Origin of the sequence: Inhella sp. (assembly GCF_041912635.1) — a bacterium.
Classification (GTDB): domain Bacteria; phylum Pseudomonadota; class Gammaproteobacteria; order Burkholderiales; family Burkholderiaceae_C; genus Inhella.
In genome coordinates, this window is the sequence record NZ_JAYRMO010000034.1 from 19,006 (window position 1) to 41,489 (window position 22,484).

The 22,484-nt window shown below is 71.0% G+C and carries 20 protein-coding genes; 11 read left to right on the forward strand and 9 right to left on the reverse strand.

The features are described from left to right. Positions 1–61 precede the first annotated feature (61 nt). The 3 genes from ACE3QP_RS17685 (at position 62) to ACE3QP_RS17695 (ending at position 3,737) form a co-directional block, all read left to right on the forward strand. Positions 62–1,387: an MFS transporter gene (locus ACE3QP_RS17685; protein WP_374437809.1), complete on the forward strand. Its 1,326-nt coding sequence runs from the start codon at positions 62–64 to the stop codon at positions 1,385–1,387. A 56-nt stretch (positions 1,388–1,443) separates the two neighbouring features. After that, on the forward strand, positions 1,444–2,238 hold the full coding sequence (locus ACE3QP_RS17690; RefSeq protein WP_374437810.1) for a substrate-binding periplasmic protein: 795 nt from the start codon (positions 1,444–1,446) through the stop codon (positions 2,236–2,238). A 149-nt stretch (positions 2,239–2,387) separates the two neighbouring features. Continuing rightward, the gene (locus ACE3QP_RS17695; RefSeq protein WP_374437811.1) at positions 2,388–3,737 is read left to right on the forward strand and encodes a cyanophycinase; all 1,350 of its coding nucleotides are present in this window, start codon (positions 2,388–2,390) and stop codon (positions 3,735–3,737) included. On the opposite strand, the gene ACE3QP_RS17700 is transcribed toward ACE3QP_RS17695, so the two are convergent. After that, complete coding sequence (locus ACE3QP_RS17700; protein WP_374437812.1) at positions 3,658–4,617, reverse strand: alpha/beta hydrolase; 960 nt, start codon at positions 4,615–4,617, stop codon at positions 3,658–3,660. The two genes, ACE3QP_RS17695 and ACE3QP_RS17700, sit on opposite strands and share 80 nt — an antisense overlap. 236 nt (positions 4,618–4,853) lie before the next feature. Between ACE3QP_RS17700 and ACE3QP_RS17705 the strand changes: the two genes are divergently transcribed. Further along, entirely contained in the window at positions 4,854–5,969 is a 1,116-nt protein-coding gene (locus tag ACE3QP_RS17705; RefSeq protein WP_374437813.1) for a DJ-1/PfpI family protein, read from the forward strand. Between the two features lie 5 nt (positions 5,970–5,974). On the opposite strand, the gene ACE3QP_RS17710 is transcribed toward ACE3QP_RS17705, so the two are convergent. Beyond that, complete coding sequence (locus tag ACE3QP_RS17710) at positions 5,975–6,988, reverse strand: NAD-dependent epimerase/dehydratase family protein (protein ID WP_374437814.1); 1,014 nt, start codon at positions 6,986–6,988, stop codon at positions 5,975–5,977. A gap of 90 nt (positions 6,989–7,078) precedes the next feature. Between ACE3QP_RS17710 and ACE3QP_RS17715 the strand changes: the two genes are divergently transcribed. From ACE3QP_RS17715 to ACE3QP_RS17725, 3 genes are read left to right on the forward strand one after another with little or no spacing between them, the layout of a single operon-like run. Further along, positions 7,079–7,480 carry a hypothetical protein gene (locus ACE3QP_RS17715; protein ID WP_374437815.1) on the forward strand — a complete coding sequence of 134 codons (402 nt, stop codon included), beginning with the start codon at positions 7,079–7,081 and terminating at the stop codon, positions 7,478–7,480. Continuing rightward, positions 7,473–8,078, forward strand: coding sequence for a hypothetical protein (locus ACE3QP_RS17720; RefSeq protein WP_374437816.1), 606 nt, complete (start codon positions 7,473–7,475; stop codon positions 8,076–8,078). The genes ACE3QP_RS17715 and ACE3QP_RS17720 overlap by 8 nt, the downstream gene beginning before the upstream one ends. A gap of 10 nt (positions 8,079–8,088) precedes the next feature. Next, the gene (locus ACE3QP_RS17725) at positions 8,089–8,697 is read left to right on the forward strand and encodes a hypothetical protein (RefSeq protein WP_374437817.1); all 609 of its coding nucleotides are present in this window, start codon (positions 8,089–8,091) and stop codon (positions 8,695–8,697) included. A 3-nt stretch (positions 8,698–8,700) separates the two neighbouring features. Here ACE3QP_RS17725 and ACE3QP_RS17730 read toward each other — a convergent pair whose 3' ends face one another. After that, positions 8,701–8,973, reverse strand: a complete 273-nt coding sequence (locus tag ACE3QP_RS17730) for a hypothetical protein (RefSeq protein WP_374437818.1) — start codon at positions 8,971–8,973, stop codon at positions 8,701–8,703. A 342-nt stretch (positions 8,974–9,315) separates the two neighbouring features. Beyond that, positions 9,316–13,320 carry an LAGLIDADG family homing endonuclease gene (locus ACE3QP_RS17735; protein ID WP_374437819.1) on the reverse strand — a complete coding sequence of 1,335 codons (4,005 nt, stop codon included), beginning with the start codon at positions 13,318–13,320 and terminating at the stop codon, positions 9,316–9,318. 233 nt (positions 13,321–13,553) lie between these two features. Between ACE3QP_RS17735 and ACE3QP_RS17740 the strand changes: the two genes are divergently transcribed. From ACE3QP_RS17740 to ACE3QP_RS17750, 3 genes are read left to right on the forward strand one after another with little or no spacing between them, the layout of a single operon-like run. Further along, positions 13,554–14,333, forward strand: a complete 780-nt coding sequence (locus ACE3QP_RS17740; protein ID WP_374437820.1) for a hypothetical protein — start codon at positions 13,554–13,556, stop codon at positions 14,331–14,333. Between the two features lie 14 nt (positions 14,334–14,347). Further along, positions 14,348–15,094 (forward strand): hypothetical protein, encoded by a 747-nt coding sequence (locus ACE3QP_RS17745; RefSeq protein ID WP_374437821.1) that lies wholly within the window; start codon positions 14,348–14,350, stop codon positions 15,092–15,094. Positions 15,095–15,126: 32 nt separating this feature from the next. Further along, complete coding sequence (locus ACE3QP_RS17750) at positions 15,127–15,576, forward strand: hypothetical protein (RefSeq protein WP_374437822.1); 450 nt, start codon at positions 15,127–15,129, stop codon at positions 15,574–15,576. A 21-nt stretch (positions 15,577–15,597) separates the two neighbouring features. Here the strand turns inward: ACE3QP_RS17750 and ACE3QP_RS17755 are convergent, their stop codons facing one another. From ACE3QP_RS17755 to ACE3QP_RS17770, 4 genes are all read right to left on the reverse strand, one after another. Beyond that, positions 15,598–17,142, reverse strand: coding sequence for a methyl-accepting chemotaxis protein (locus tag ACE3QP_RS17755; protein WP_374437823.1), 1,545 nt, complete (start codon positions 17,140–17,142; stop codon positions 15,598–15,600). 76 nt (positions 17,143–17,218) lie between these two features. Beyond that, positions 17,219–18,865: an indolepyruvate/phenylpyruvate decarboxylase gene (gene ipdC, locus ACE3QP_RS17760; protein WP_374437824.1), complete on the reverse strand. Its 1,647-nt coding sequence runs from the start codon at positions 18,863–18,865 to the stop codon at positions 17,219–17,221. Then, positions 18,865–19,977, reverse strand: a complete 1,113-nt coding sequence (locus tag ACE3QP_RS17765; protein ID WP_374437825.1) for a hypothetical protein — start codon at positions 19,975–19,977, stop codon at positions 18,865–18,867. The genes ipdC and ACE3QP_RS17765 overlap by 1 nt, the downstream gene beginning before the upstream one ends. Then, a complete protein-coding gene (locus ACE3QP_RS17770) occupies positions 19,962–20,267 on the reverse strand; it encodes a metal-sulfur cluster assembly factor (RefSeq protein ID WP_374437826.1) in 306 nt (101 codons plus the stop codon). Before ACE3QP_RS17770 ends, ACE3QP_RS17765 begins: the two co-directional genes overlap by 16 nt. A gap of 147 nt (positions 20,268–20,414) precedes the next feature. Here ACE3QP_RS17770 and ACE3QP_RS17775 point away from each other — a divergent pair, with 147 nt between their 5' ends. After that, positions 20,415–22,343: a caspase family protein gene (locus tag ACE3QP_RS17775; protein ID WP_374437827.1), complete on the forward strand. Its 1,929-nt coding sequence runs from the start codon at positions 20,415–20,417 to the stop codon at positions 22,341–22,343. Here the strand turns inward: ACE3QP_RS17775 and ACE3QP_RS17780 are convergent. Further along, on the reverse strand, positions 22,310–22,462 hold the full coding sequence (locus tag ACE3QP_RS17780; RefSeq protein ID WP_374437828.1) for an iron-sulfur cluster assembly protein: 153 nt from the start codon (positions 22,460–22,462) through the stop codon (positions 22,310–22,312). The two genes, ACE3QP_RS17775 and ACE3QP_RS17780, sit on opposite strands and share 34 nt — an antisense overlap. Positions 22,463–22,484 lie beyond the last annotated feature (22 nt).

Sequence of the window (22,484 nt, forward strand, 5' to 3'; positions counted from 1 at the left end):
CGCTTGACTTGAAGTTCGCTTCAAGTTGCACAGTGCGGGCCTTGCTTTCTGCCAGGCCCGCATGTCCGCCACCGCCCCCACCACACTCGACTCCGGCCAGCGCGCCGCCATCCTGGGCGCCCTGGCCCTGGTCTCGATGCTGGCCTTCGAGGCCGTGGCGGTGGCCGCCGCCATGCCGGCCATCGCCGCGGCGCTGGATGGCCTGAGCCAGTACGCACTAGCCTTTGGCGGCACGCTGGCGCTCTCGGTGCTGGGCATGGTGTGGGCCGGGCCGGTGTGCGACCGCCAGGGCCCCTACCGCGCCAGCCTCTACGGCCTGCTGGTGTTTGGCGCCGGCCTGGTGGTGGCCGGGCTGGCGCCGGGCATGCACTGGGTCAGCGCCGGCCGTGCCGTGCAGGGCCTGGGCGTGGGCATGCTGGGCGTGGCGCTCTACGTGGGCATGGGCCGGCTGCTGCCCGCCAGCCTGCACCCGCGCCTGTTTGCCTGGATGGCCGCCGCCTGGGTGCTGCCCGGTCTGCTCGGCCCCTGGCTGGCGGCGCGTCTGGTGGAGCTGTGGGGCTGGCGCGCAGTGTTCCTGGGCGTGGCCGCGCTGCTGCCACCCACCGCCTTGCTGCTGCTGCCGGCCTTGCGCCGCCTGCCCGCGCTGCCGGAGGGCGCGCGCGCCGGAGCGCCGCTGCTCTGGGCCGGCCTGGCCGCCGGCGCGGCGCTGGCCCTGCATGGCGCCGAGCAGCTGGGCGCGCTGGCCTGGCTGGCCCTGTTGGCGCTGGCGCCGGCGGCGGCGCGCCTGCTGCCGGCCGGCAGCCTGGGTGCGCGGCCGGGGCTGCCGGCCGTCATCGCCCTGCGCGGGCTGATGGCGGCCTCGTTCTTCTGTACCGAGGCCTTCGTGCCCCTGTACCTGAACCGGGTGGCGGGCTGGAGCCTTTCTGAGGGCGGCCTGGCCTTGAGCGCGGCGGCGGTGAGCTGGAGCCTGGGCAGCGCCCTGCAGGCGCGGCTGCGCCACGAGGCAGCGCGCCGCCGCGGCCTGCAAGCCGGCCTGGCCCTCTTGCTGGCCGGGCAGCTGCTGCTGGCCTGGCCGATGCTGGGTGGCGGTGCGCCGCATTGGGTGCTGGCCGGCTGGGCCTTGGCCGGCCTGGGCATCGGCCTGGCCTGGCCGATGCTGTCGGTGCTGACCCTGGCGCTCTCGGCCCCGGCCGAGCAGGGCCGCAATTCCTCGGCCCTGCAGCTGGCCGATGCCCTGGCCACCACCGTGGCCCTGGCCCTGGCCGGGGCGCTGTTCGCCGGCGGCCAGGCCGGGCCCCAGGCCTATGGCGCCGTGCTGGCCTGGACACTCGGCCTGGCCCTCTTGGGCCTGCTGGTGACGGGCCGCGCCGCCGCACCGGCGCGCTGACAGGCGTCAAACCTGCCACCGCGGGCTGCGGGCACACTGGCGGGCCTCGCCCGACCATGCGCATCCTTCCCGCCCTCGCCGTCACGCTGCTGCTCGCGCTGGGCCTGCCGGCCCGGGCCGAGCGCCTGCGCGTCTGCCTGGGCGATGTGGCCAACCCGCCCTACCGCCTGGCCGACGAGCAAGGCAAGCTGCTGCGCCGCGGCCTGGATTTCCTCTTCCTGGACCTGCTGGCGCAGCGCACTGGGGTCGAGATGGAGCCCGCCTTCCTGCCCGCCAAGCGCTGCCTGCTGGAGCTCAAGAGCGGGCAGCTGGATGCGGTGCTGTCCATCAGCCATGTGCCGGAGCGTGAGGAATTCGGCCTGTACCCGATGCGCGACGGCCAGCCCGACGCCAGCCTGGCCCTGCGCACGCAGCGCTACTACTGGTATGTGCGGCGCGAATCCACGCTGCGCTGGGACGGCCGGCAGCTCAGCGGCCTGCCCGAGCGCGTGCCGGTGGGCGCGCAGCTGGGTTACTCAATTGCCGGCGTGCTGCGCGAGCAGGGCTACGCGGTGGACGACGCCGTGCGCGCCGTGGAGGCCAATGTGGAGAAGCTGCTGCGCGGCCGCGTGGCGGCGCTGGCCCTGCAGAACAGCGAGGCCGAGGGCCTGCTGCAGCGCCGGCCCGAATGGGCGCCGCTGCTGCACCGCCTGGAGCCCGCGCTGCAGGAACGCCCCTATTACCTGGTGCTGGGCCGCCACCTGGCGCGCAGCAGCCGCCTGAGCCCGGCGCAGTGGTGGGCGGCCATGGCCGAAGTGCGCGATTCGGCCGAGTACCAGCGCGCCGATCAAGCCGCACACCCGCGGCCCTGAGCCCGCGCCACCGCGGGTGAACCCGCTGAGGATCTGCCCCAGGGCCGGCCCAAAGCCGCAAGGCCATGCCGCTTTGGCGCAAGCCCGGCCCTGGGAAGACCGGGGCGCGCTGCCTACGCTGACTGCACCCCAGCCCTTCCGGAGCCCGCATGCGTCGTCTCACTGCCCTGCTCGTGTCTGCCTGTCTCGTCAACCCCGCCCTTGCCGGCAAGCTCTACCTGATGGGCGGCGCCTACGGCGACACCAACACCGATCTGTTCGTCAACGGCCTGCGCAAGGCCACCGGCATCGACACCGGCTTCACCCCCAACCTGGCCAGCACGCGCAACTGCGGCACCGACTGGGCCACCACGCGCTGCCCGCGCATCGCCGTCGTCACCTCGGCCGCGGCTTCTTACGCCGTGGGGGCGGATGCCTTCCAGAACGACCTGCTGAACGCCGACGGCAGCCTGGCCAAGCGCGGCTACTACAACCTCTTTCAGACGCACGGCTTCTCGCCCAAGTTCATCACCGCCCACATCGACAACTACACGACGCATGCGCGCGCCGGGACCGCCGAGGGCAATGCCAACCTGGCCATCCTGCAGCAGGCCGATGTGGTGTTCTTCGCCGGTGGCGACCAGGCCAAGCACGCCCGCACCTGGCTGAAGGACGACGGCAGCGACAGCGACCTGGCCGCCACCCTGCGCACGCGCTGGAACGGTGGCGCCGGCAATCTGGTGGTGGCGGGCGATTCGGCCGGCAACCACCTGCTCAACGCCACCATGCACGGCGTGGGCATCAGCTACGGCTATCTGTACTTCGGCGCCGACCTGCCCAGCCCCACCGCCATCCCGAACTACCTGAACTTCGGTGATGCCCGCGAGGGCACCAGCGCGCTGCGCTTCTTAGAGAACGGCGGCACCATGAAGGGCCTGGGTCTGCTGCCCACGGTGCTGCTGAGCGACACCCATTTCGACCGCCGCTCCGGCCGCCTGGGCCGCCTGGCCGCGGCGATGCGCGCGCTGAACATCCGCCTGGGCCTGGGCGTGGACGAGAACACCGGCGTGCTGGTGGACCCGGCCGCCAGCACCGCGCAGGTCTACGGTGCCGGCGTGCTCGTGGTGGTGGACAGCAACGCCGCCAGCGTGCAGGCGGCCAGCACCTACAAGGTCAGCAATCTGCGCGTCAGCCTGCTCTCGGCCGGCGACCGCTACCACTACGGCACGCGCACCGTCACCAGCGCGCGGGCGGCCATCGGCACGCGCTACTACAGCGGCGCCTACGACTCGGCCGATGTCTTCGGTGCCCTGGAAACCTCCAAGAGCCTGACCCGCCTGGTGGACCAGAGCGCCAGCTACAACCTGGGCAGCGCCCCGCGCCCGGTGTATGACAGCGGCCCGCAATACCCGAGCAGCGCCCCCACGCTGCGCCTGCGCTTCACGCGCGACGCCAGCACCCGCGGCTACTACGGCAGCGGCCGCTACACGGTCGAGAAGGCGCGGGTCGACTTCGAGTAGGGCGCGGCTGGATCAGCGCCCCGCCACGGTGGCGCTGCGCTGACCCGCTCGCCACCAGGGCGCGCAGGGCCTCCAGGCCCTCGCCGCTCACCAGCGGCAGGTTGCCGTGGCCCTTGGCCGGGATGCGCAGGTAGCGCTTCCAGGGCGCCTTGCTGGCCTGGGCCAGCGAATCGCCGCACTGCACCGGCAGGGTCTCGTCGGCCTCGCCGTGCATCACCAGGGTGGGCGCCTGCACCTTGGGCATCTCGTCCACCGGCTGCGGGCGTTGCAGGAAGGCGGGGTCGAACTTCAGCTCGACGAAGGGCTTGGCATACCAGGGCACCAGCTTGTCGAAGTGGCCGCGCGCCTCGTCGAAGCTGGAGATGCCGGCCGCCACCATCAGGCCCTCTACCGGGCGGTTGGCGGCCAGGTGCACGGCCGCCACGCTGCCCAGCGAGTAGCCCAGCACCAGCGTGGGCTGGCCGGGCTTGCGCTGCTGGTCGTAGATGCGCAGCGCGTCGGCGCGCATCGTCTCGAAGCGGGTCTGGCCGCCGCTGGCACCGGTGCCGCGCACATCGAAGCTGACCACGTCCACCTCCAGCTTCTGCGCCAGTTCGTGCATCAGGCGGGCGTTGTCCCACAGGTTGTTGCCGCCGCCGTAGAAGTAGATCAGCGTGGCCTTGGGCGCCGGGTGGCTCAGGCGCCAGCCCTTCAGGCTCTGGCCGGGCAGATCGGGCAGCGCCAGCTCCAGATTGCTGCGGGTGATGCGGTCGCTGACCCAATCGCTCTTGCGCCCGCGCAGGAACTGGTCCTCGGTGATGTCGACGGTCTTGAGCGCGCAGGCGCCCAGCAGAAGCGGCAGCAGGGCCAGAGAAAGGCGACGGAGCGAGGGACGGGCCATGGCAGGTTCGACAGCGAGGTTGAAAAGAAGGGCGCGATTCTGACGACCTGCCTCCCGCCCCAGGGCGCCGCTGCGCCGAACTGAGGGCCGCGGGGGCTGAAGCGGCGCTGGCAGGGCGCCAACCGCCGCCGCGCCAATCGCAGTTCGCACCCCGGCGGCCGCAGAACGTCGCAAGGCCGGCCTGTGGCACAGCGGGCTGCCCAGAATCCGCCCGCCCTGGCTTCCTCGTGCCCCCCATGCCTGCCACGCCACCCCCCGAGCTGCGCCGGCGCCAGCTGCTGGCCAGTCTGAGTGCCCCGCTGTTCAGCGCCTGTGCGCCCACCCTGCCACCGGCCACCGCGGCCTCTTCGGCCGAGGCCCCGCTGCGCCTGCCGCCGCCGCGCGCCGGCCGCAGCCGGCCGCTGGTGGCCGTGCTGGGCGAGAACCGCTACACCGAGCTCACCGACTACGTCATCCCCTACGGCGTGCTGCAGGCCAGCGGCGTGGCCGATGTGGTGGCCCTGGGCACGCAGGCGGGGCCGATCCGCCTGTTCCCGGCGCTGCAGCTGCAGGCCCAGGCCAGCATCGCCGCCTTCGATGCCGCCCACCCCGAGGGCGCGGACCTGCTGGTGGTGCCCGCCGTGCACCACGACGACGACTCCACCCTGCTGGCCTGGGTGCGCGCCCAGGCCGCCAAGGGCGCCACCGTGCTGGGCGTGTGCGACGGCGTCTGGGTGCTGGCACGCGCCGGCCTGCTGCAGGGGCGCCAGGCGGTGGGCCATTGGTACTCGCGCGACGCGCTGGCCCGCAAGTTCCCGGACACCCGCTGGGTGGCCGACCGCCGCTACCTGGCCGACGGGCCCGTCATCACCACCACCGGCGTGACCGCCTCGCTGCCGGTCTCGCTGGCGCTGGTGCAGGCCATGGCCGGCCCGGCGGTGGCGCAGCCGCTCGCGGCGCGCCTGGGCCTGGCCGACTGGAGCGCCCGCCACCGCAGCGCCGACTTCCAGCTGCGCGCCCGCCATATGGGCGCCGCCGCCGGCAACTGGCTGCGCCTGTGGGACCGCGAGCAGCTCGGCCTGGCCCTGCAGCCGGGCATGGACGAACTGGGCCTGGCCCTGCTGGCCGATGCCCACGCGCGCACCTGGTGCAGCGAGGTGCTGGGCCTGGCCGCCGGCCCGGTGCGCAGCCGCGGCGGTCTCGTCTTCCTGCCCGACCGCAGCGGCCCCGAACCCGGCCTGCAGACCCTGAGCCTGGCGGCGGACCAGACCCCGGTGGCGGTGCTACAGGCGGCGCTGGCACGCATCCGCGCCCGCCATGGCGCCGCCACGGCGGACTTCGTCGCCCTGCAGATGGAGTACCCGGGCGCCTGAGCCGATCAGCTCAACGCGGCCAGCAGCTCCCGCTCGCGCTCGGAAGCCAGGCCGGCCTTGTCAAAGTCCTGCTGCGCCGCCGGCAGGGCCTGCCACCAGGCCAGGAGGTCGCGCGCCGTCTCGGCCACCGGGCGCGTCCGCAAGCCCCAGGCACGCGCGCGCTCGTTGCTGTTGCGCATGAAGTGCGCGTACTCGCCCTGCGCCGGCAGCCACAGCGGCAGCTCGTTCCAGGGGGTCACGCCGGCGGCCAGCAAGACTTCGTCCGGCACCCACACGCAGCGCGGCTGACGCTGCAGCGCCCGGGCCATCTCGTCCAGCACGGCGCCCAGGCGCAGTTCATCACGGCCGGTGTGCACGTTCACCGCGCCCTGGCGGCCCTCCGTCAGCGCTTTCAGCGTGAAGGCGGCCAGGTCGCGCGCGTCGATCCACTGCACCGGGGTGTCGGGCCGGCCCGGTGCGAGCACCGCTTCGCCCGCCTGGGCGCGCGCCAGGCGTACCGGCCAGTAGGTGAAGCGCTGGGTCGGATCCTGCGGGCCAATCACCAGGCCGGGGCGGATGCGCAGGCAGGCCGCGTCACCCCAGGCCTGCAGGGCCGCGGCTTCGGCCATGGCCTTCAGTGGCCCGTAGCTGCGGCCGTTCACCGTGCCGCTGAGCAGATCCGGGTCGTCCGCGGCCAGGCTGCCGAGCGGGCTGTCCTCATCATTCGGCTGCGCGAAGCTGGCGTAGGCCGAAACACTGGAGATCAGCACATAACGGGCGGCGCGGCCATCCAGCGCCTGGGCCAGGCGCGTCACCTCGCCGGGCAGGTAGGCGCAGCAGTCCAGCACGGCGTCCCAATGGCCGGTCTGCAAGGCGCTGAGGTCGCCGTTGCGATCGCCCACGCGTACCTCCACGCCGGCGGGCCAGGTGCTGCGGCTCTGGCCGCGGCTGAAAACGGTGACGGCATGGCCGGCGGCAAGCGCGGCTTCGAGCAGATGGTGGCCGACAAAGCGGCCACCGCCGATGAGCAGAAGGTTCATGGGCACGAGCCTAGGGGGGAGCCAGGGCCGCGCCAGAAGTCAGCGCCCGCGTGCCGGCTATGCTGACCGCGCTCCCTCTCAACCCGGCGCATGCTGAAGCTTTCCACCGATCAGATCGGCACCCTGGCCGCCCAACGCCTGCAAGGCCTGCAGGCGCGCGTGCTCACCCATGTGCGCCGCCACCTGCCCCAGGTGTGCGCGCAGTACGACCCCTACCAGCTCGAAACCCTGGTGGGGCAGTTGCTGCGCAGCGCGGCCGAACGCGGTATCCACAAGGAAGCCAACCAGGTGGTGCTGGTGGACGTGATGCTGTGCGCGGCGGTGCAAGGCAGCCCGGCGCTGAAGAGCCGGCTGATGCAGATCCTGGACGACCCCGCCCTGAGCAACGAGCAAGACCGCATCGAGGTGCTGCTGGGCGCCGCCCTGCGTGAACCCAAGACCCAGGCCCAGGCTCCCACCCAGGCCAGAACCCCGGAGGCGCGCCATGGATGAGTTGGCCCTGGCCGCACAGGCGGCCCAAGAGGAATTCAGCGGCGCCAGCGAGGGCAGCCCGGTCAGCCCCTGCCCGGCCGAGAGCGAAGGCTTCTCGATCAATCGCGCGCTGGCCCAGGTGCGACGCTGGCTGCTGGGCCACTTCACGCAGCAGAACAGCAACTCCTGCGTCGTCGCTTCCAGCCGCAACATGATCCACGAGCTCACCGGGGAGAACATCCCCGAAGAGGATCTGCAGCAGGAAGTGCGCGATCTGATGGGCAAACCCGATCACGACTTCGAGACCACGCCGATCAACCCGGCCTACGCCGCCCAGCTGCTGGAAAAGCACGGCGTCAAGACCCAGACGCACCGCAACATCGCCTCCGAGGACCTGCCCGCCACGCTGGACGGCAAGCCCGCGCTGATCGGCTTCAAGGACCCCGGCCACCGCGTGATGCTGGAAGGCGTGGACATCGACGAGGACGGCAACCGCACCTACAAGGTGCGCGACCCCGACCCCGCCTACGGCGGCCGCACGCGCGAGATGTCGCAAGAAGAGTTCGACGCCAAGTACAACCCGCAGGCCATCGTCATCGTCTGCGAGCGCGCCCCCTGACGAGAACCCCATGAGCACGCCTCCCAATTTGCCGCAGGGCCTGATCGACGCCGCCGCGCCCTATCTGCACCCCGAGCACACGCGCTGGTGGCGCCGCGACGTCACGCGCAGCTACGGCGGCGGCTGGCCCGTGAGCGGCTTCTACTGGCTGATCGACCAACAGAACCGCTCGCTGCACGTGATCGAGCAGGACGGCCGCTTCACGGCGCTGGCCGGCCCGCAGGCGCTCGGCCTGGCCAGCGAGCTGTTGCGCAGCCAGCCCGGCCTGCCCTGGGAACGCCTGGGCCTGGCCGCCTTCGCCCGCACCCTGGTGGCCTGGCTGCGCGACCCGCGCGTGCAGATCACCGATGCCGAGTTCTACCGCCAGCCCGAGTTCATCCTGGAAAGCTGGCTGGCCGGGCCCGCGCACGGCCTGGACGCACTGCGCCAGCTGCAGCGCGAACCCGAGCTGCAGATCCACGCCGACGGCCGCTGGACCCTGCAGTTCACGGCGCTGAACCATGTGGGGGGTGCCGAGGCCTGGGAGGCCAGCGGGCAGCTCAGCCCCTTCAGCGTGACGCAGCTGCAGCCCAAGCCGCTGCTGGCGCCGGGGACGTTCTACTTTCCGGACGAGCTCTGAACCTCAGCGGCCCGACTCGGGCTCCAGCACCACCACCACCCCGAAGGCCCCGACCGACAGGGTCTTGCCATTCAGCGTGGTGTACGAGGCCACGCCCAGCGAGTGGTAATCAGACACAAAGGCCTGCAGATCGCCCAGGCGCAGCAGGGCCGCCAGCTGGTTGCGCTCGGCCACGGCGCTCTTGATCTTGGCGCGGTGGCGCTCGGCCGAGGGGTTGAGCAGGAAGGCGGCGCCGATGAGGGCGGCCAGCAGGGCGAGGAGGCGGAGGGTTCGCATGGGGGGATCATGCCCAAAGCCTGCGTGCGCCCCGAGGCCGGCTGCGTACATTGGCGCCTTTCTCTTTGGCAAGACAAAGAGAAAGGGGGCGGGGGGTGGGGGTGAAGCCCCCACGGGCTGGTTCGATGGGCAGGGCCGATGTTTCCTGCTGGGAACCTCGGACCGAGGACTGCCATCTTCAGTGCGCGCCCAGCCACCGGCCGCCAGACGGCCGGTGTCGTTCGATGGGCGTCGGACCGTCCTCAGGACGGTCCTCGGGCCCATCTCCCCCACGCTCGCGCTCGTAGGCGCTCGCGCTTCACAGGGCGTCGCGCTGTCCTCAGGACAGCGCTCGGTCCCTGTTCAGCCACACTGCCCCACGTAGCCGCAGGCGGTGCAGAAGTCGCAGCCGTCTTTGTGGATCAAGGTGGCATTGCCGCATTCCGGGCAGGGCCGCCCGGGTTGGACCTGCAGGCTGCCGGCCGGGGTCACCACGCCCTGCGGGGCAGGGGCTTGCAGCACGCCCATGTCGCGCAGCGGGTAGCCCTGCTCGTCCAGCACGCCCAGCATGGCGTAGCGGTGGATGACCAGGCGCGCCAGGTAGGCCACGGTGCTGGGCCAGGTCTTCTGGCGGCGCTCGCCCTTCAAGGAAGGCTCGAAGGCCATGAAGTCGCCCAGGGGCTCGGCGTAGTTCAGAAGCTTCCTCAGCTTCATGCCGATCCAGGCCGGGTCGACGACGCGCATGTCCAGGCTGAGGGTGCGGGCCAGGCCGTCGAGCGCGCGCGGGTAGCGCCCCGAAAGCGCCATCGCGCAGGGCCGGGTGTGCAGCGCGCCATCCGGCCCGGGCAGGGTCACTTCCTTGAGCGTGAGGGTGAAGTCCTCATGGGTGGCGGGGTTGACCACATCCACCGCCCAGGCCAGCGTGCCGTCCGCGCCGGTCTGCGGTTCGCTGCGGCTGAACAGCGCGTCCAGCACGGGGGTGGGTTGGCCCTCCTGCAGGGAACCGAGCTGCTCGCAGCGCCAGCGCAGCAGCGCGCCCAGCGCGGCCACCACGCCGGGGAAGCGGCGCGGCTGGCCGTGCGGCGGGAAGGGCATGTCGAAGGCATGTTCTTCCGCCACGGTGGCGAGCTGCTCCAGCTTGAGCTGCAGCCAGCCAGCGTCGTCGGCACGCAGGTCCATGCTCAGGGTCTTGGCCAATGCGCCTAAGCCCCGCGGCTGCTCGGCGCCATTGACCCAGACCTCGAACACGCGGTTGCGGCCGGCCTCATCGGGCCACTCGCCGATGAAGAGGGCGAAGGACCCATGGGGGTGGCGCACCATGAAGGTCCAGCCGGGGTTGCCGGCGGGCAGGTCGGGCCGGCCTGGCCAGCGCAGCGAGGCCAGCACCGGCTGGCTGCTGGCCTTGAGCACCAGGCGCTGGTTGGGGTCGCTGACCTGCAGCGGCGCGGGCGGTGGCGTCGGCGTCGTCGACAGCACCGAGCCCAGCACCGCATTGGGCCGGTAGGTGGCCAGGCCCTTCAGGCCCAGCTTCCAGGCCTGCAGATAGAGGTCCTGGAAATCGGCAAAGGGGTAGTCGGCCGGTACGTTGACGGTCTTGCTGATGGCTGTGTCGATGTAGGGCGCCACGGCGCCGACCATGGCGGCGTGGTCGGCGGCGCTGATCTCCAGCGCGCTGACGAAGGCCGGCGGCAGCGGGGTGTCGGCCCCGTGCAGGTGGCGGAACAGGCGATAGGCATGGTCCTCCACCGCGTATTCCTTGTGCGAGCCATCGGCCTGGCGCTTCTTGCGCTGGTAGGTCCAGCTGAAGGCGGGTTCGATGCCGTTGCTGGCGTTGTCGCAAAAGGCCAGGCTGATGGTGCCGGTGGGGGCGATGGCGAGCAGGTGCGAGTTGCGCAGGCCCACTTCGCGGATGCGCTTCTTGAGCGCCTTGGGCAGGCGGTTGGCGAAGCGCTCGCCGGCCAGCATCAGGTCCGCATTGAAGAGCGGGAAGGGGCCACGCTCGGCGGCCAAGTTGGCGGAGGCGCGGTAGGCGGCATCGCGCATCACCTCGGCAATGCGCGCGCCTTGGGTGCGCGCGGCGGCGCTGTCGTAGCGCAGGCCCAGCATCACCAGGGCATCACCCAGGCCGGTGAACCCGAGGCCGATGCGGCGCTTGGCCATGGCTTCGTCATGCTGCTGCGGCAGCGGCCACAGCGTCAGGTCCAGCACGTTGTCCAGCATGCGCACGGCCACGTCCACCAGCGCGCTGAAGCGGTTCTCGTCAAAGGCGGCGTTGGGGCTGAAGGGGTCGACGACGAAGCGGGTCAGGTCGATCGAACCCAGGCAGCAGCAGCCGTAGGGGGGCAGGGGTTCTTCGGCGCAGTTGTGCACCAGCAGGCCGTTGGCGTCGAAGGCGTGCACATCGGCGATGGTGACGTCGTAGACCGGCGCCTCGCCGGCCGGCTCCAGGGCTTCGACGGTGGCGACGAAGCGTTCGCGGTTCAGCTTGCGCTGGTAGCTGCCGAGCAACTGCTGCAGACGGTCGGCCTTCGGCGTGTCGGCAAAGCCGATGCGCTCGGCGAAGACGGCGAGGCTGTCGCCGCTGATGACCAGCTCATGCAAGGCGCGCTGTGGGTAGAAGGCCTGGCCACCATGGCCATCGGGCAGCAGGGCCTCACCAGCCGGGCGGCGTTCGCGGTACAGGGTGCTGGCCACGCCCAGGCGCAGCAGCAGGCGTTGGGCGGCTTGCAGCAGGGCTTCGTCGGCCTGGGTCAGGCGCACGCTCACGCCCTTGTCTTGGCTCCCTTGCACCGAGCCGTCGGCATCGAAAAGACCACGCAGCAGCGCGGCGCAGAAGGCCGAGGAACCACGCTCCATCTCTGGCGTCAAGGTCTTGGCCTGGGGCCGGGCGCCCCAGCCGGCGGCGAGGTCTCGAAGAGCGGCACTGGCCAGCCGGCATTCGCCCTGCGCATGCACCGGCTTCTGCCAGCCTTGGAAGTCGGCCCGGTGCGGCAGCGTGGCGATGGCCGCCTCCACCGCTGCCACGATGCCCGCCGCCTGCGGGCTGCTGTGCACATCGCTGCCCACCACGCGGTACTGCGGCGCCCACACCGAAAGGATGGCCTTGTCCTCGCGCAGGCGGCCGTCACCGATCAGCAGGCCGAGCAGATAGCCCTGCTCGGCCGTGCCGGGGCCATCCCAGCCCTCAGCGGCGCGATGGTCGTGCAGCAGCACCTCGTCGCCCGGCTGCAGCTCACCCGCCGGCGTCCACGCGCTGTGCGTCAGGTAGCGGGTGCGCTTCGTGACCTTGCGCACCGGGTGGTCGGCCGTCAGCGTGAGTGCATGCCCCTCGCGGGTGCGCAGCCGGAACACCGGCTTGACGCCGGTGGGAAAGAAGCCCGCCGATTCGCTCGGGTAGGGCTTGCCGTCCACCAGGGCCACGAAGGGCGTGCCCACCAGCTCGGCCACCTGGCGCGCGCCCTGCTCGGTCATCACCCAGGTGTCGGCGGTGACGCAGGGATTCGTCGCCGTGATGGTCTCGCAGTAGCCGAGGTTGTTGTCCTTGTTGATGCTGTCGAGGAACAGCACACCGGGTTCGGCGTGGTCGTAGGTGGACTGCATGATCTGGTCCCACAACAAGCGGGCGCGCAGGCGGCGGTAGACCCACTGGCCGTCCTCGCGGCGGTAGGCGCCGGCCTCCTTCAGGGTCTTGCCGGGCTCTGCCTTGTGCGTGAGTTCCACCTCGGCGTCATCCACCACCGCCTGCATGAAGGCGTCCGTGACGCCGACCGAGAGGTTGAAATTGCGCAGTTCGCCGCCGTCCTTGGCGTGGATGAAGGCCTCGATGTCGGGGTGGTCGCAGCGCAGCACGCCCATCTGCGCGCCGCGGCGGGCGCCGGCGCTCTCCACCGTCTCGCAGCTGCGGTCGAACACCTTCAGGTAGCTGACCGGGCCGCTGGCCGAACTTTGCGTCGAGCCCACCCAGGCACCGGCCGGGCGGATGCGCGAGAAGTCATAACCCACGCCGCCGCCGCGGCGCATGGTCTCGGCCGCCTCGGCAAGGGCCTGGTAGATGCCGGGGAAGCCCTCTTCGGGCGTGCTGATGCTGTCGCCGATCGGCTGCACGAAGCAGTTCACCAAGGTGGCGGCCAGGCCGGCGCCGGCGGCGGACTGGATGCGCCCGGCCGGCACGAAGCCCTCGCGCAGCGCCTGCTCGAAGGCCGCGGCCCAGCGCGAACGCGCCTCGGGGGCCTCGGCCTGCGCCAGGGCGGCGGCCACGCGCGCCTGCACGGCCTCGATGCTCTGCTCCTCGCCCTTGGCGTACTTCTCCAGCAGCACCTCGCGGCTGATCGGCTGGGCCTGCAGTTCGTTCAGGAGATTCTGGTTCATGACGCTATAGATAGTGTGAGGCGGGCAGCCTAGCCACCACATCTAGTGTCCGCAAGCCGCCCCGGCGGGCTTTTGCGGAAACCTTGAAGCGCGTCAAGCGGGCTGCACCCGGCACCCCGCAGATTCCCGCAAGCCAGGCGCCCAGGCAAGGGGGGCGGTGATCCCCCCTGCGCCGACGGGGGTGCTGCTGGCATGATCGCCGCACCCCCTTCCGCCCGCCTCGGGAGCTCGATGTGTTCCGCCTCCAAGCCGATCAACTGCAGCGTCTTGAGCAAGGCCTGGCGGCCCAGTACAGCCAGGAGCTGCAGGCCCATGCGCGCGAGTTCGCCCCGGCGCTGACCCAGCTGATGGGTGCGCCCGCCCTGGCCGCCCTGGTGGAGCGGGCACAGCAGCGCGCAGCCGCCCATGGCCTGGATTGCCGCGGCGCCGTGCGCTTCTATCTGGAGCTGATGCTGCTGCTGGGCAGCGACTGCGACAGCGACCCGCAGTACCAGGCCCTGCTGGGGCCCACACTGGCCGACCGCGAGGAGGGCGCGCTGGCGCGTGCCGACCGTCTGCACGAGATCCTGCTGGCCTATATCGACGCCGTCTCTGGCCCCGCCCATGCGCTGGAGGCCGCGGCCGCCCAGGCCGGCTTGCAATGGGAGTTCGAGCGCCTGCAGGCGCTGGCCCAGCGCCCGCCCGGTGAATGGGTGGGCGCGCTGGCGGCGGCCTGGCCGGCCAAGGCCAAGGTGGTGGGCCCGGCCGCGCTGGAGGCCCTGGTGCGCGCCGCGCAGGCCCAGGCGGCCGAATGGGCGCAGCAGCGTGGCCCGGCCTGGCACGCCGCCGGACCGCTGCTGGCGGCGCTGATGCTGAGCTTTGGCCGGGGCTGGCTGCAGGACCCGCAGTTCGGCTGGCTCTCCCAAACCCTGCAGGGCCCGGTGGGCGAAGCCGCCGAGCCGGCGCTGCGCCGCCTGCACCGCCGCTACCTGGCGTTCCTGCAGCAGACGCGCGACCTGCTCGCTGCAGCCTGACCACGAGGCGCCCCATGCCGATCTCCGGAAGCCCCCGCCCCGCCAAACCCAGCCAGACGCCCGGCGCCAAGGAGGCCCTGGGCAAGGCGGCCCAGACCTGCGCCAAGGCCGCCAAGCTGCCGCAGCTGATCGACGACGGCGCCAAGGCCCTGACCGGCTCGGACGCTTACAAAGGCTGCCCCCAGGCCGTGAAGGACGAGATCCTCAGCAAGGCCTTCACCGACGAGGAGAAGGCGCAGGTCAACGAGGTGCTCGACAAGATGGGCGGACTGATGGCCTGTGCCAACCACCCCATCAAGCAGATCGGCCGCACGGCCAAGGCGATCAGCCGCGACGACAGCGGCTGCCAGGCCGAAACCAGCACCTATGGCGAATGGTTCGAGGATCAGGGCACCTTGATCCTGACCGACGTGGCCAGCAACCCGCTCGATTTCAAGGACAAGGCCACGCAGTTCAAGGGCACGCTGGCGCACGAGCTGACACACGGCCTGACGAACGGCTTCGACCCGCGCACCTGCACCGCCTACGACAACATGGCCGACAACCCGCTGATGCAGGAATGGGCCAAGGCCACCGGCTGGGACCCGACCCTGAGCAATCTGGCCGACCCCAGCAAGGCCCCGACCGACTACGCCCAGACCAATGCCGCCGAGGACCTCTCCGAGACGGTGATGATGTACCTGTACGCGCCCGACGAGCTGAAGAAGAAGTCCCCCGAGCGCGCCGCCTTTGCCAAGAAGCTGCTGGAGGGCGGGCCCTGAGGGGCGCGCCGCGCGCGAGCATGGAGAACCGAATGGTGCTGACCGACAACCTGTGGCGCGGCCTCAAGCCCGGGCAGAGCAGCCAGGCCGAGCTGCTGACCGCCTTGGGGCAGGCCGAGGCCCGGCACGCGAACGTGGGCTATGGCTCGCTGCAGGGCTTGGAACGCTTGGATTTCAGCGCGCTGGGCGCCACCGCCTACCTGCACGCCGAGCGTCTGCTGCTGCTGGCCCTGGCGCCCACGCGCGCCAACGGCCTGCAGGTGGCCATGGAGCCCTGGCGCCAGGCCCTGGACCGGCCCGAGAACAGCCACATGCTGGCCAGCCGCATGGCCAAGAACGCGCGCATCGTGCTGCACAGCAGCCGCGGCCTGGCCCTGCATGTGCTGGCCGAGCGCGTGCGCCTGATCGAGCTCTTCCCGACCCTGACCGAGGCGCAGTACCTGGAGCGGCTCTACGCCCAGCCGCCGGTGTTCACCAAGTAGGGCCTGTTAACCGGCCCTGGCTCAGAGCCGGAACACCGCCACCGCCTGCACCAGCTGGCCGGCCTGGTTGCGCAGGCTTTCGGCCGCGGCGGCGGATTCCTCCACCAGCGCGGCGTTCTGCTGCGTCACCTGATCCATCTGGTTCACCGCCAGGCTGACCTGGCCGATGCCGCTGGCCTGCTCCGCGCTGGCGGTGCTGATCTCGGCCACGATGGCGCTGACGCGCTGGATGGACTGCACGATCTGCGTCATCGTCTGGCCGGCCTGGTCCACCAGGGTGCTGCCCTGCTCCACGCGTTCGACGCTGGCGCCGATCAAAGCCTTGATCTCGCGCGCCGCCTCGGCACTGCGCTGCGCCAGGCTGCGCACCTCGCCGGCCACCACCGCGAAGCCGCGGCCCTGTTCGCCGGCGCGCGCCGCCTCCACGGCGGCGTTCAGCGCCAGGATGTTGGTCTGGAAGGCGATGCCGTCGATGACGCCAATGATGTCGGCGATCTTGCGGCTGCTGGTCTGGATGCCTTGCATGGTGTCCACCACCTGGCCCACCACCGTTCCGCCCTGCTGAGCCACCTCGGAGGCGGTGTGCGCGAGCTGGTTGGCCTGGCGCGCGTTTTCGGCGTTGTGGCGCACGGTGGCGCCCAGCTCATCCAGGGTGGCCGCGGTTTGCTGCAGCGCGCTGGCCTGTTCCTCGGTGCGCTGGCTCAGGTCCGCATTGCCCTGGGCGATCTGGGCGCTCGCGGTGGCCACGGATTCCGCATTGCCGCGCACCGTGGAGACGGTGCCGCCCAGCGTGGCCTGCATGTCGGCCAGCGCAGCCAGCAGGGGCGAGAACTCGTCGCGCTCGGGGTCGCGCACCGTCTGCGTCAGGTCGCCCGCGCGCACCGCCTCGGCCACGCCGCGGGCCAGTTGCATGCGGCGGCGCAGCGCGGCCGTCACCTGCCACACGCACAGGCCCAGGCCCAGCACGGCCAGGGCCACCAGGCCCACCACCGTCCAGAAGATCGCGCCGGCATCGACGCGGATGCGCAGCAGCTCCTGGGTGAGCATGCGGGTCTGGAACTCGACCGTGGCGGTGAGCTCGCGCAGCAGCGCATTGCGGGCCGGGATGGTGTGCTCCACCAGGTGCGCGAAGGCGGCCTCGCGCTGCCCGGCGCGGATCAGCGCCAGCGTGCCCTCGCCCTGCTGCCAGAACGCTGCCAGCAACGGTGGCGTGGCAGCGAACTGCTGGCGCCCGGCCTCGGTGAACAGGGCGGTGCGGTAGGCCTCCACCAGCTCTTCGATGGTCTTGCGCTTCTCGGCCACATCGGCCAGCGCGGTGTCACGCTCCTGGTCCGTGCGCGCCAGCATGGCGTGGCGCAGCTGCAGGGACACCCGCGTCACCGCCAGCTCCAGGGCCGCCACCCGCTGCAGTTGCGGCACGCGGCTCTCACCGGTGCGGCCGGCCAACCCGTTCACCTCCTGCACGGCCTGGGTGACGACATAGGCGGCGGCCAGCAGGGCCAGTGCCAGCACGCCACTCAGGGCAAACAACCGCTTGGCAATGCCCCAGCGCTTCCAGATGCTCATTCGCTACCTCCATTCGTTGGGCCTGCAGTGGCCACCCGAAAAAGGTAACGAAAGTTTGTGACGGCCGGGCTTGGGTTTACGCCGATGCCGCAACAGGCATCGACAGCCTTTTCACCGCCTTGACAAAGCGCGCCAGCGTGGGCGAAAGCTGGCCGGGCGCGAGACGCACGTCGATGAGCTGGAAGCTGCCGCGCCGCGCCACCGCATGCGCCAGCGCCGCGGCCAGCTCGCTGCGGGTGCGCACCACCTGGCCCTCGCCGCCCATGCCGGCGGCCATGTGGGCGAAGTCCCAGCTGCCCAGATCGTGGAAGCCGCCCTCGGGCATGAAGGTGCGCAGCATCTCCCAGCCGCCGTTGTTGAAGACGATGACGATCGGGTCCAGGCCCAGGCGGCGCGCGTTGCCGAGTTCCCAGCCGGTCATCTGGAAGGCGCCGTCGCCCACCAGGATGATGGGGCGCTCGCCGGTGGCGGCCTGCAAGCCCAGGCCGGCCGGCACGCCATAGCCCATGGTGGCGTAGTAGCCCGGCGCCAGCAGGGCCGTGGGCCCCACTTCCATGGCAGTGAACAGGCAGTCGCCCACGTCGCTGACCAACTGCAGCGGGCCTTGCTCAGCCATCAGGTCGTTCAGCGCGGCGGCCACATCCTGGGGCTGCACGGGCTGCTCGTCCCAGGCCAGATCGCGCGGGTAGCGCGGTGGCGCGGGCGGCGGGGCCACCGGGCGCTGGGGCTGCGGGTCCAGGCGCGCCAGCAGCGCCTCCACCAGGGCCGCCAGGGGCAGACCGGGATAGACGGCATGGCCCATGTGAACGGCCTCGTCATACGCGTGGATGGCGTGGCGGAAGTCGATGCGCTTGGCCGAGACGGCGAAGTTGGTGTCGCTGACGATGGCGCCGAGCAGCAGCAGCGCGTCCGAGCCCTCGACGCGGGCGCTCAAGTCCGGGTCGCCGGCCAGGCCCAGATAGGTACCCGCCAGCGGCACGCCCTGCCCCACCAGCAGGCCGCGGCCCATGAAGGTGGTGACGACCGGCAGCGCCAGCCGGCGCGCCAGTTCGGCCACGCGCGCTTCCAGGCCGAAGCGGCGCACTTCCACGCCCACCACCAGCATCGGGTCCTTGGCGGCGCGCAGGCGAGCCAGCATCTCGTCGGCACAAGCGGCGGCGCGCTCGGCATCCCAGGTCTTGGGCTGGAAGGCCGGCACGGGGCCGCAGGGCAGGGCCGGGCAGTCGCGCGGGATCTCCAGGTACACGGGGCGTGACTGCTGCAGCGCCACGTCGAGCACGCGGGCGATCTCGGCCGGTGCGCGCTCGGGGTCGTCCAGGCGCGCACGCGCCGCCGTCACTTCCTCGAACAGGCGCCACTGCGAATCCAGGCTCTTGACCTGATGGTGCAGCAGCAATCCGCTGCCGGCCTCGTGCGCGGCCGGTGCGCCCGAGAGCACCACCAGGGGCACGCGCTCGGCAAAGGCGCCGGCCACGGTGTTGACGAGGTTGAAGGCCCCTGCCCCGTAGGTGACGGCGGCCACGCCCAGGCCGCCGCGCGCACGCGCCGCGCCATCGGCCGCAAAGCCCACGCCGGGCTCGTGCGAGAGCGTGCGCAGCGGCAGCAGGCCACTGCGTTCGATCTCGCGGAACAGGGGCAGGGCGAAGTCGCCGGGGATGCCGAAGATTTCGGTGGCGCCGCGCGCCTTCAGGGCTTCGAGCAATCGGGTGGTGAGCGTGTCCATCAAGGCTTGGGGCGCGTCGCGCGCCAGATCAGCAGGGCGATGAAAAGCGCAATCGCCGCCACGCTGCCCCAGGCCCCGGCCTGGCGCAGCGCCTGCTCTTCTGCGGCGTCACCCGCCAGGCGCAGGGCCAGGCTGGCGTGCAGCAGCACGAGTGGAAGGTATTGCGAGGGGTGAAAGGGCAGGCGGATGCGCAACAGCGCCGGGCCGATCAAAGGGGCGTGGCCGAACACCATGGCGAACACGAAGCCCAGCAGCAGGGCGTGCAGCGCGGCGTCGTACACGAAGGTGCCGGCCGGCAGGCCGTGGCGGGCGATCAGCGCGCCGGCCAGCGCCAGCCAGGCGTAGCCCGAGAGCAGGCAGATGGCGACGTAACGCGTCAGGCCTGCCGTGCGCACGGTGTGGCGGGCGATGTCATGGCGCAGCAGCCAGACGGCCAGGCCGAGCAGGCTGGCGCCCAGCAGCGGCAGCGCCCACGCCCCTTCAAACAGCGCCGCGGCACAGGCCAGCGCGCAGGCGCTGGCCAGCAGCCAGAAGCTGGCCTGCGCGGCCGGCCCGCGCGGGCGCAGGCGCGAGAGTTCCAGGCGCTCGGCGGCGATGGTCAGCACCAGGAAGCCGAGCCAGGCCGGCAGCGTGGCGCTGAAGGCAAAGCCCAGCGCCCAGCCCAGGCTACCCAGAGCCTGGCTGGCGGCGCCGGCCACCAGCAGCGCGGCATGGGGCTCGGGCTGGCGCGCCCACAGCCAGGTGGTGAGCACCAGCATGCCGCAGGCCGAGGCCGCAAACAGCGCCGGCGCCGGCCCGCCCAGCAGCAAGGCCGCACTGCCGGCACCGGCCAGCAGCGGCACGCCGTAGCCCCACATCGCGCCCAGGGCCACCGCGCGTTCCAGCGCGATCAACACGCCAAAGAAGCCCAGCAGCATCAGCGGGCCATGCGCGCCGGCCGCAGCCGGCACCGGCGCGCCCAGGCCCAGCCGGGCCAGGCCGCCGCTCAGGCCCAGCACTAGGGCGATCAGGCCCAGCGCCAGCAGTGGCAGGCGCTGCCAGGCCACCCCGGCGCGCGCCGGCCGTGCGGGGCGCGGGGTGGCGGGCAAGGGCAGCTTCAGTTCGTGGGCCATTGCAGTTGCGCCCGCGCCTCGGGGCTCATGCGCTCGGGGCCCCAGGGCGGCTCCCACACCAGGTCCACTTCGGCCGGCGGCAGGTTCGGGAAGGCGGCGTCCAAGGCGTCCAGCGCCTGCTCGGCGATCCACTCGCCCATCGGGCAGGCGGCGCTGGTCATGCTCAGGCGCACGCGCAGGCCCTCGGGCCGCCAGTCCATGCCGTAGACCAGGCCGAGATCGACGATGTTGATGCCGACCTCGGGGTCAATGACGGTGCGCAGGGCAGCGAGCGCGCGTTCGGAATCCATGCCGCAAGGGTAGGCAACCAAACTGGTTCCCGCCTTGCAGCAGGTCAAGCCTTGCGCAATGGCCTGCATGCGCCCTTGCTCGCACCAGTTCCTACGGGCAGACTCTGCAGGGAGGCCCGACAACTTGACATGCTGAGGGGAGAGGCCATGTCATGCATTCGCTGCATCCTGGCGGTCCTGTGCATGGCCGCAGCTCAGTTGAGCTTTGGCCAGCAGGATTTGCGGCGTGATATTGATGTGCTCGAACGCATGCCGGAGCGCAGTCGGGTGAACTGGGCGGCCCGGATTGACGCCCTACTTCTCCGATCACCAGCGGGAAGTCCAGAGGCGCTGGACCTGTACTTCCTGCTTGCCAGCGACCATGCCCAAAAGCTGGACTTCAAGAGTCTGCTTGCCATGGAGGATCGCTGGGCGCCCTGGCGCAGTTCTCTCGACAAGTCCAAGCGCACGAGTGGAGAGGCGGCAGCGGCGCTGGCTTGGAAGCACTACTACTTGGTCAGCGGCCAACCTGCCCATGCCGCAGCAGAGCTGCAGCGCTTCGACGCAGAGACACTGATGGCGCTACCCGCAAAGTGGCAGTACCGGGTGCTGGCATCCCAGGCCGATTTGCACGAGCAGCTCAAGGACGAAAGAGCGACGCTGCAATCCCGGGAAGCGGCGATGGCAGTGGCGCGACGGATGGGTGACGCGCAGCGGCTGGCATGGGCCTTGGCCCGCCAGGCATCAGCTCTCAGCGGGAGAAAAGGCGCCGACGGAGCTTTGGCCATCGCCCGGGAAGCACATGAACTGATCGTGGGACAGGCGGATGAAATCGAGCTGCAGCTATTTGTTCAGAACACGCTTGGCATGATCACGGCGGATGTCGATCCAGAAGCCAGCCGGGCCATCTATCTCAAGATGGCCGAAATGGCGAAGGCCCATGGTGAGTCGTCATTTGAGGTCATTGCATTGAGCAACCTGGCCGACACCTACTTGCAGCGGCGCGAGTTCGCACAGGCACTGCAAGTCGCTGAGCGCGCGGCCCGCATCCGAATTCCGGCAAATGACTCCGCCTCGACCGTGGCGCGCCACAACTTGGGCATCGCCAAGATCGGACTCGGGCGACTGATGGAAGGAAAGTATGAGGTGCTACAGGCGATCTCACGCGACCTCGCGCAGGGCGATCTCAGCTCGGCGAGCGCTAGCTGGCACGAGTTGGCACAGTTCCTGGGGGAAGCTGGCGACTATCCGTCTGCTCTGGATGCCCATGCGGAAGCTCGACTGCTGGAAGAGCAACTGGATCGGGCCCGGGAAACTCAGCGCCAGCGACCGATCAGTCGCAGCCTCGGTCTCCGGGCTGAGTCCCCCTTGTCGATGGCTCAGTCGGAACGCACCAACCGGCACGCGCTTGTCATCGGCAATCAGGACTACCGAGAAGCGCCACTGCTCAATCCGGTGAGCGACGCACGCGCTATGGCCCGCCTGTTCTCAGCACATGGCTTTCAAGTCAGCTTGGTCGAAAACCTGAAGCGTGACGACATTGGCTCCGTGCTGGATCGCTTCGTGCAGTCCATTCGCCCTGGCGAGGATGTGGTGTTCTTCTATGCCGGCCATGGCCTGCAGGTGCGCGGCATCAACTACTTGCCCGCGGTTGACGCGCGGCTGCGCAGCGAAGGCGATGCTGCGCTGAACAGCATCAACCTGAATCTCCTGGCAGAGCGCCTGGACGATCAGCAAGCCGGGGCTCGCATCCTGCTCATCGACGCATGCCGCGACAACCCTTTCGGCCAGTCTTGGCGGTCTCGATCCCGGGGCCTGGGCCGCATGCCTGCCGTGCCCGCGGGCACGCTCGCCCACTTCGCCACTCGACCAGGCTCAGTCGCTTCAGATGGCACCGGCCCACATGGCCTTTACACCAGCGAGTTGCTCCGCGGACTCGGTGCCAGGAGTGAGCCCATTGAATTGGCGCTGAAAGAGGTGTCGGCCGCCGTCAGGCGAGCCAGCAAAGGCGAACAGGAGCCGTGGAGTGAAGGGGCCATCGAGCAGACCTTCGTGCTGACCCATCACCCCGGGATCAAGCAGGTCAGCGCGAGGTGAAGCGCGCTTCCTTCGCGCCGCCAGTCCATGCCGTAGACCAGGCCGAGATCGACGATGTTGATGCCGACCTCGGGGTCAATGACGGTGCGCAGGGCGGCGAGCGCGCGTTCGGTGTCCATGCGGCAAGCCTAGGCCGCCAGG

What these genes read in the sequence shown, in the direction of transcription:
- ACE3QP_RS17755 (WP_374437823.1), bottom strand. Translation starts at nt 17,142, where the DNA reads ATGAGCATCTGGAAGCGCTGGGGCATTGCCAAGCGGTTGTTTGCCCTG.
- ACE3QP_RS17745 (WP_374437821.1), top strand. Translation starts at nt 14,348, where the DNA reads ATGCCGATCTCCGGAAGCCCCCGCCCCGCCAAACCCAGCCAGACGCCC.
- ACE3QP_RS17770 (WP_374437826.1), bottom strand. Translation starts at nt 20,267, where the DNA reads ATGGATTCCGAACGCGCGCTCGCTGCCCTGCGCACCGTCATTGACCCC.
- ACE3QP_RS17730 (WP_374437818.1), bottom strand. Translation starts at nt 8,973, where the DNA reads ATGCGAACCCTCCGCCTCCTCGCCCTGCTGGCCGCCCTCATCGGCGCC.
- ACE3QP_RS17720 (WP_374437816.1), top strand. Translation starts at nt 7,473, where the DNA reads ATGGATGAGTTGGCCCTGGCCGCACAGGCGGCCCAAGAGGAATTCAGC.
- ACE3QP_RS17715 (WP_374437815.1), top strand. Translation starts at nt 7,079, where the DNA reads ATGCTGAAGCTTTCCACCGATCAGATCGGCACCCTGGCCGCCCAACGC.
- ACE3QP_RS17710 (WP_374437814.1), bottom strand. Translation starts at nt 6,988, where the DNA reads ATGAACCTTCTGCTCATCGGCGGTGGCCGCTTTGTCGGCCACCATCTG.
- ACE3QP_RS17780 (WP_374437828.1), bottom strand. Translation starts at nt 22,462, where the DNA reads ATGGACACCGAACGCGCGCTCGCCGCCCTGCGCACCGTCATTGACCCC.
- ACE3QP_RS17685 (WP_374437809.1), top strand. Translation starts at nt 62, where the DNA reads ATGTCCGCCACCGCCCCCACCACACTCGACTCCGGCCAGCGCGCCGCC.
- ACE3QP_RS17690 (WP_374437810.1), top strand. Translation starts at nt 1,444, where the DNA reads ATGCGCATCCTTCCCGCCCTCGCCGTCACGCTGCTGCTCGCGCTGGGC.
- ACE3QP_RS17705 (WP_374437813.1), top strand. Translation starts at nt 4,854, where the DNA reads ATGCCTGCCACGCCACCCCCCGAGCTGCGCCGGCGCCAGCTGCTGGCC.
- ipdC (WP_374437824.1), bottom strand. Translation starts at nt 18,865, where the DNA reads ATGGACACGCTCACCACCCGATTGCTCGAAGCCCTGAAGGCGCGCGGC.
- ACE3QP_RS17725 (WP_374437817.1), top strand. Translation starts at nt 8,089, where the DNA reads ATGAGCACGCCTCCCAATTTGCCGCAGGGCCTGATCGACGCCGCCGCG.
- ACE3QP_RS17775 (WP_374437827.1), top strand. Translation starts at nt 20,415, where the DNA reads ATGTCATGCATTCGCTGCATCCTGGCGGTCCTGTGCATGGCCGCAGCT.
- ACE3QP_RS17695 (WP_374437811.1), top strand. Translation starts at nt 2,388, where the DNA reads ATGCGTCGTCTCACTGCCCTGCTCGTGTCTGCCTGTCTCGTCAACCCC.
- ACE3QP_RS17750 (WP_374437822.1), top strand. Translation starts at nt 15,127, where the DNA reads ATGGTGCTGACCGACAACCTGTGGCGCGGCCTCAAGCCCGGGCAGAGC.
- ACE3QP_RS17700 (WP_374437812.1), bottom strand. Translation starts at nt 4,617, where the DNA reads ATGGCCCGTCCCTCGCTCCGTCGCCTTTCTCTGGCCCTGCTGCCGCTT.
- ACE3QP_RS17765 (WP_374437825.1), bottom strand. Translation starts at nt 19,977, where the DNA reads ATGGCCCACGAACTGAAGCTGCCCTTGCCCGCCACCCCGCGCCCCGCA.
- ACE3QP_RS17735 (WP_374437819.1), bottom strand. Translation starts at nt 13,320, where the DNA reads ATGAACCAGAATCTCCTGAACGAACTGCAGGCCCAGCCGATCAGCCGC.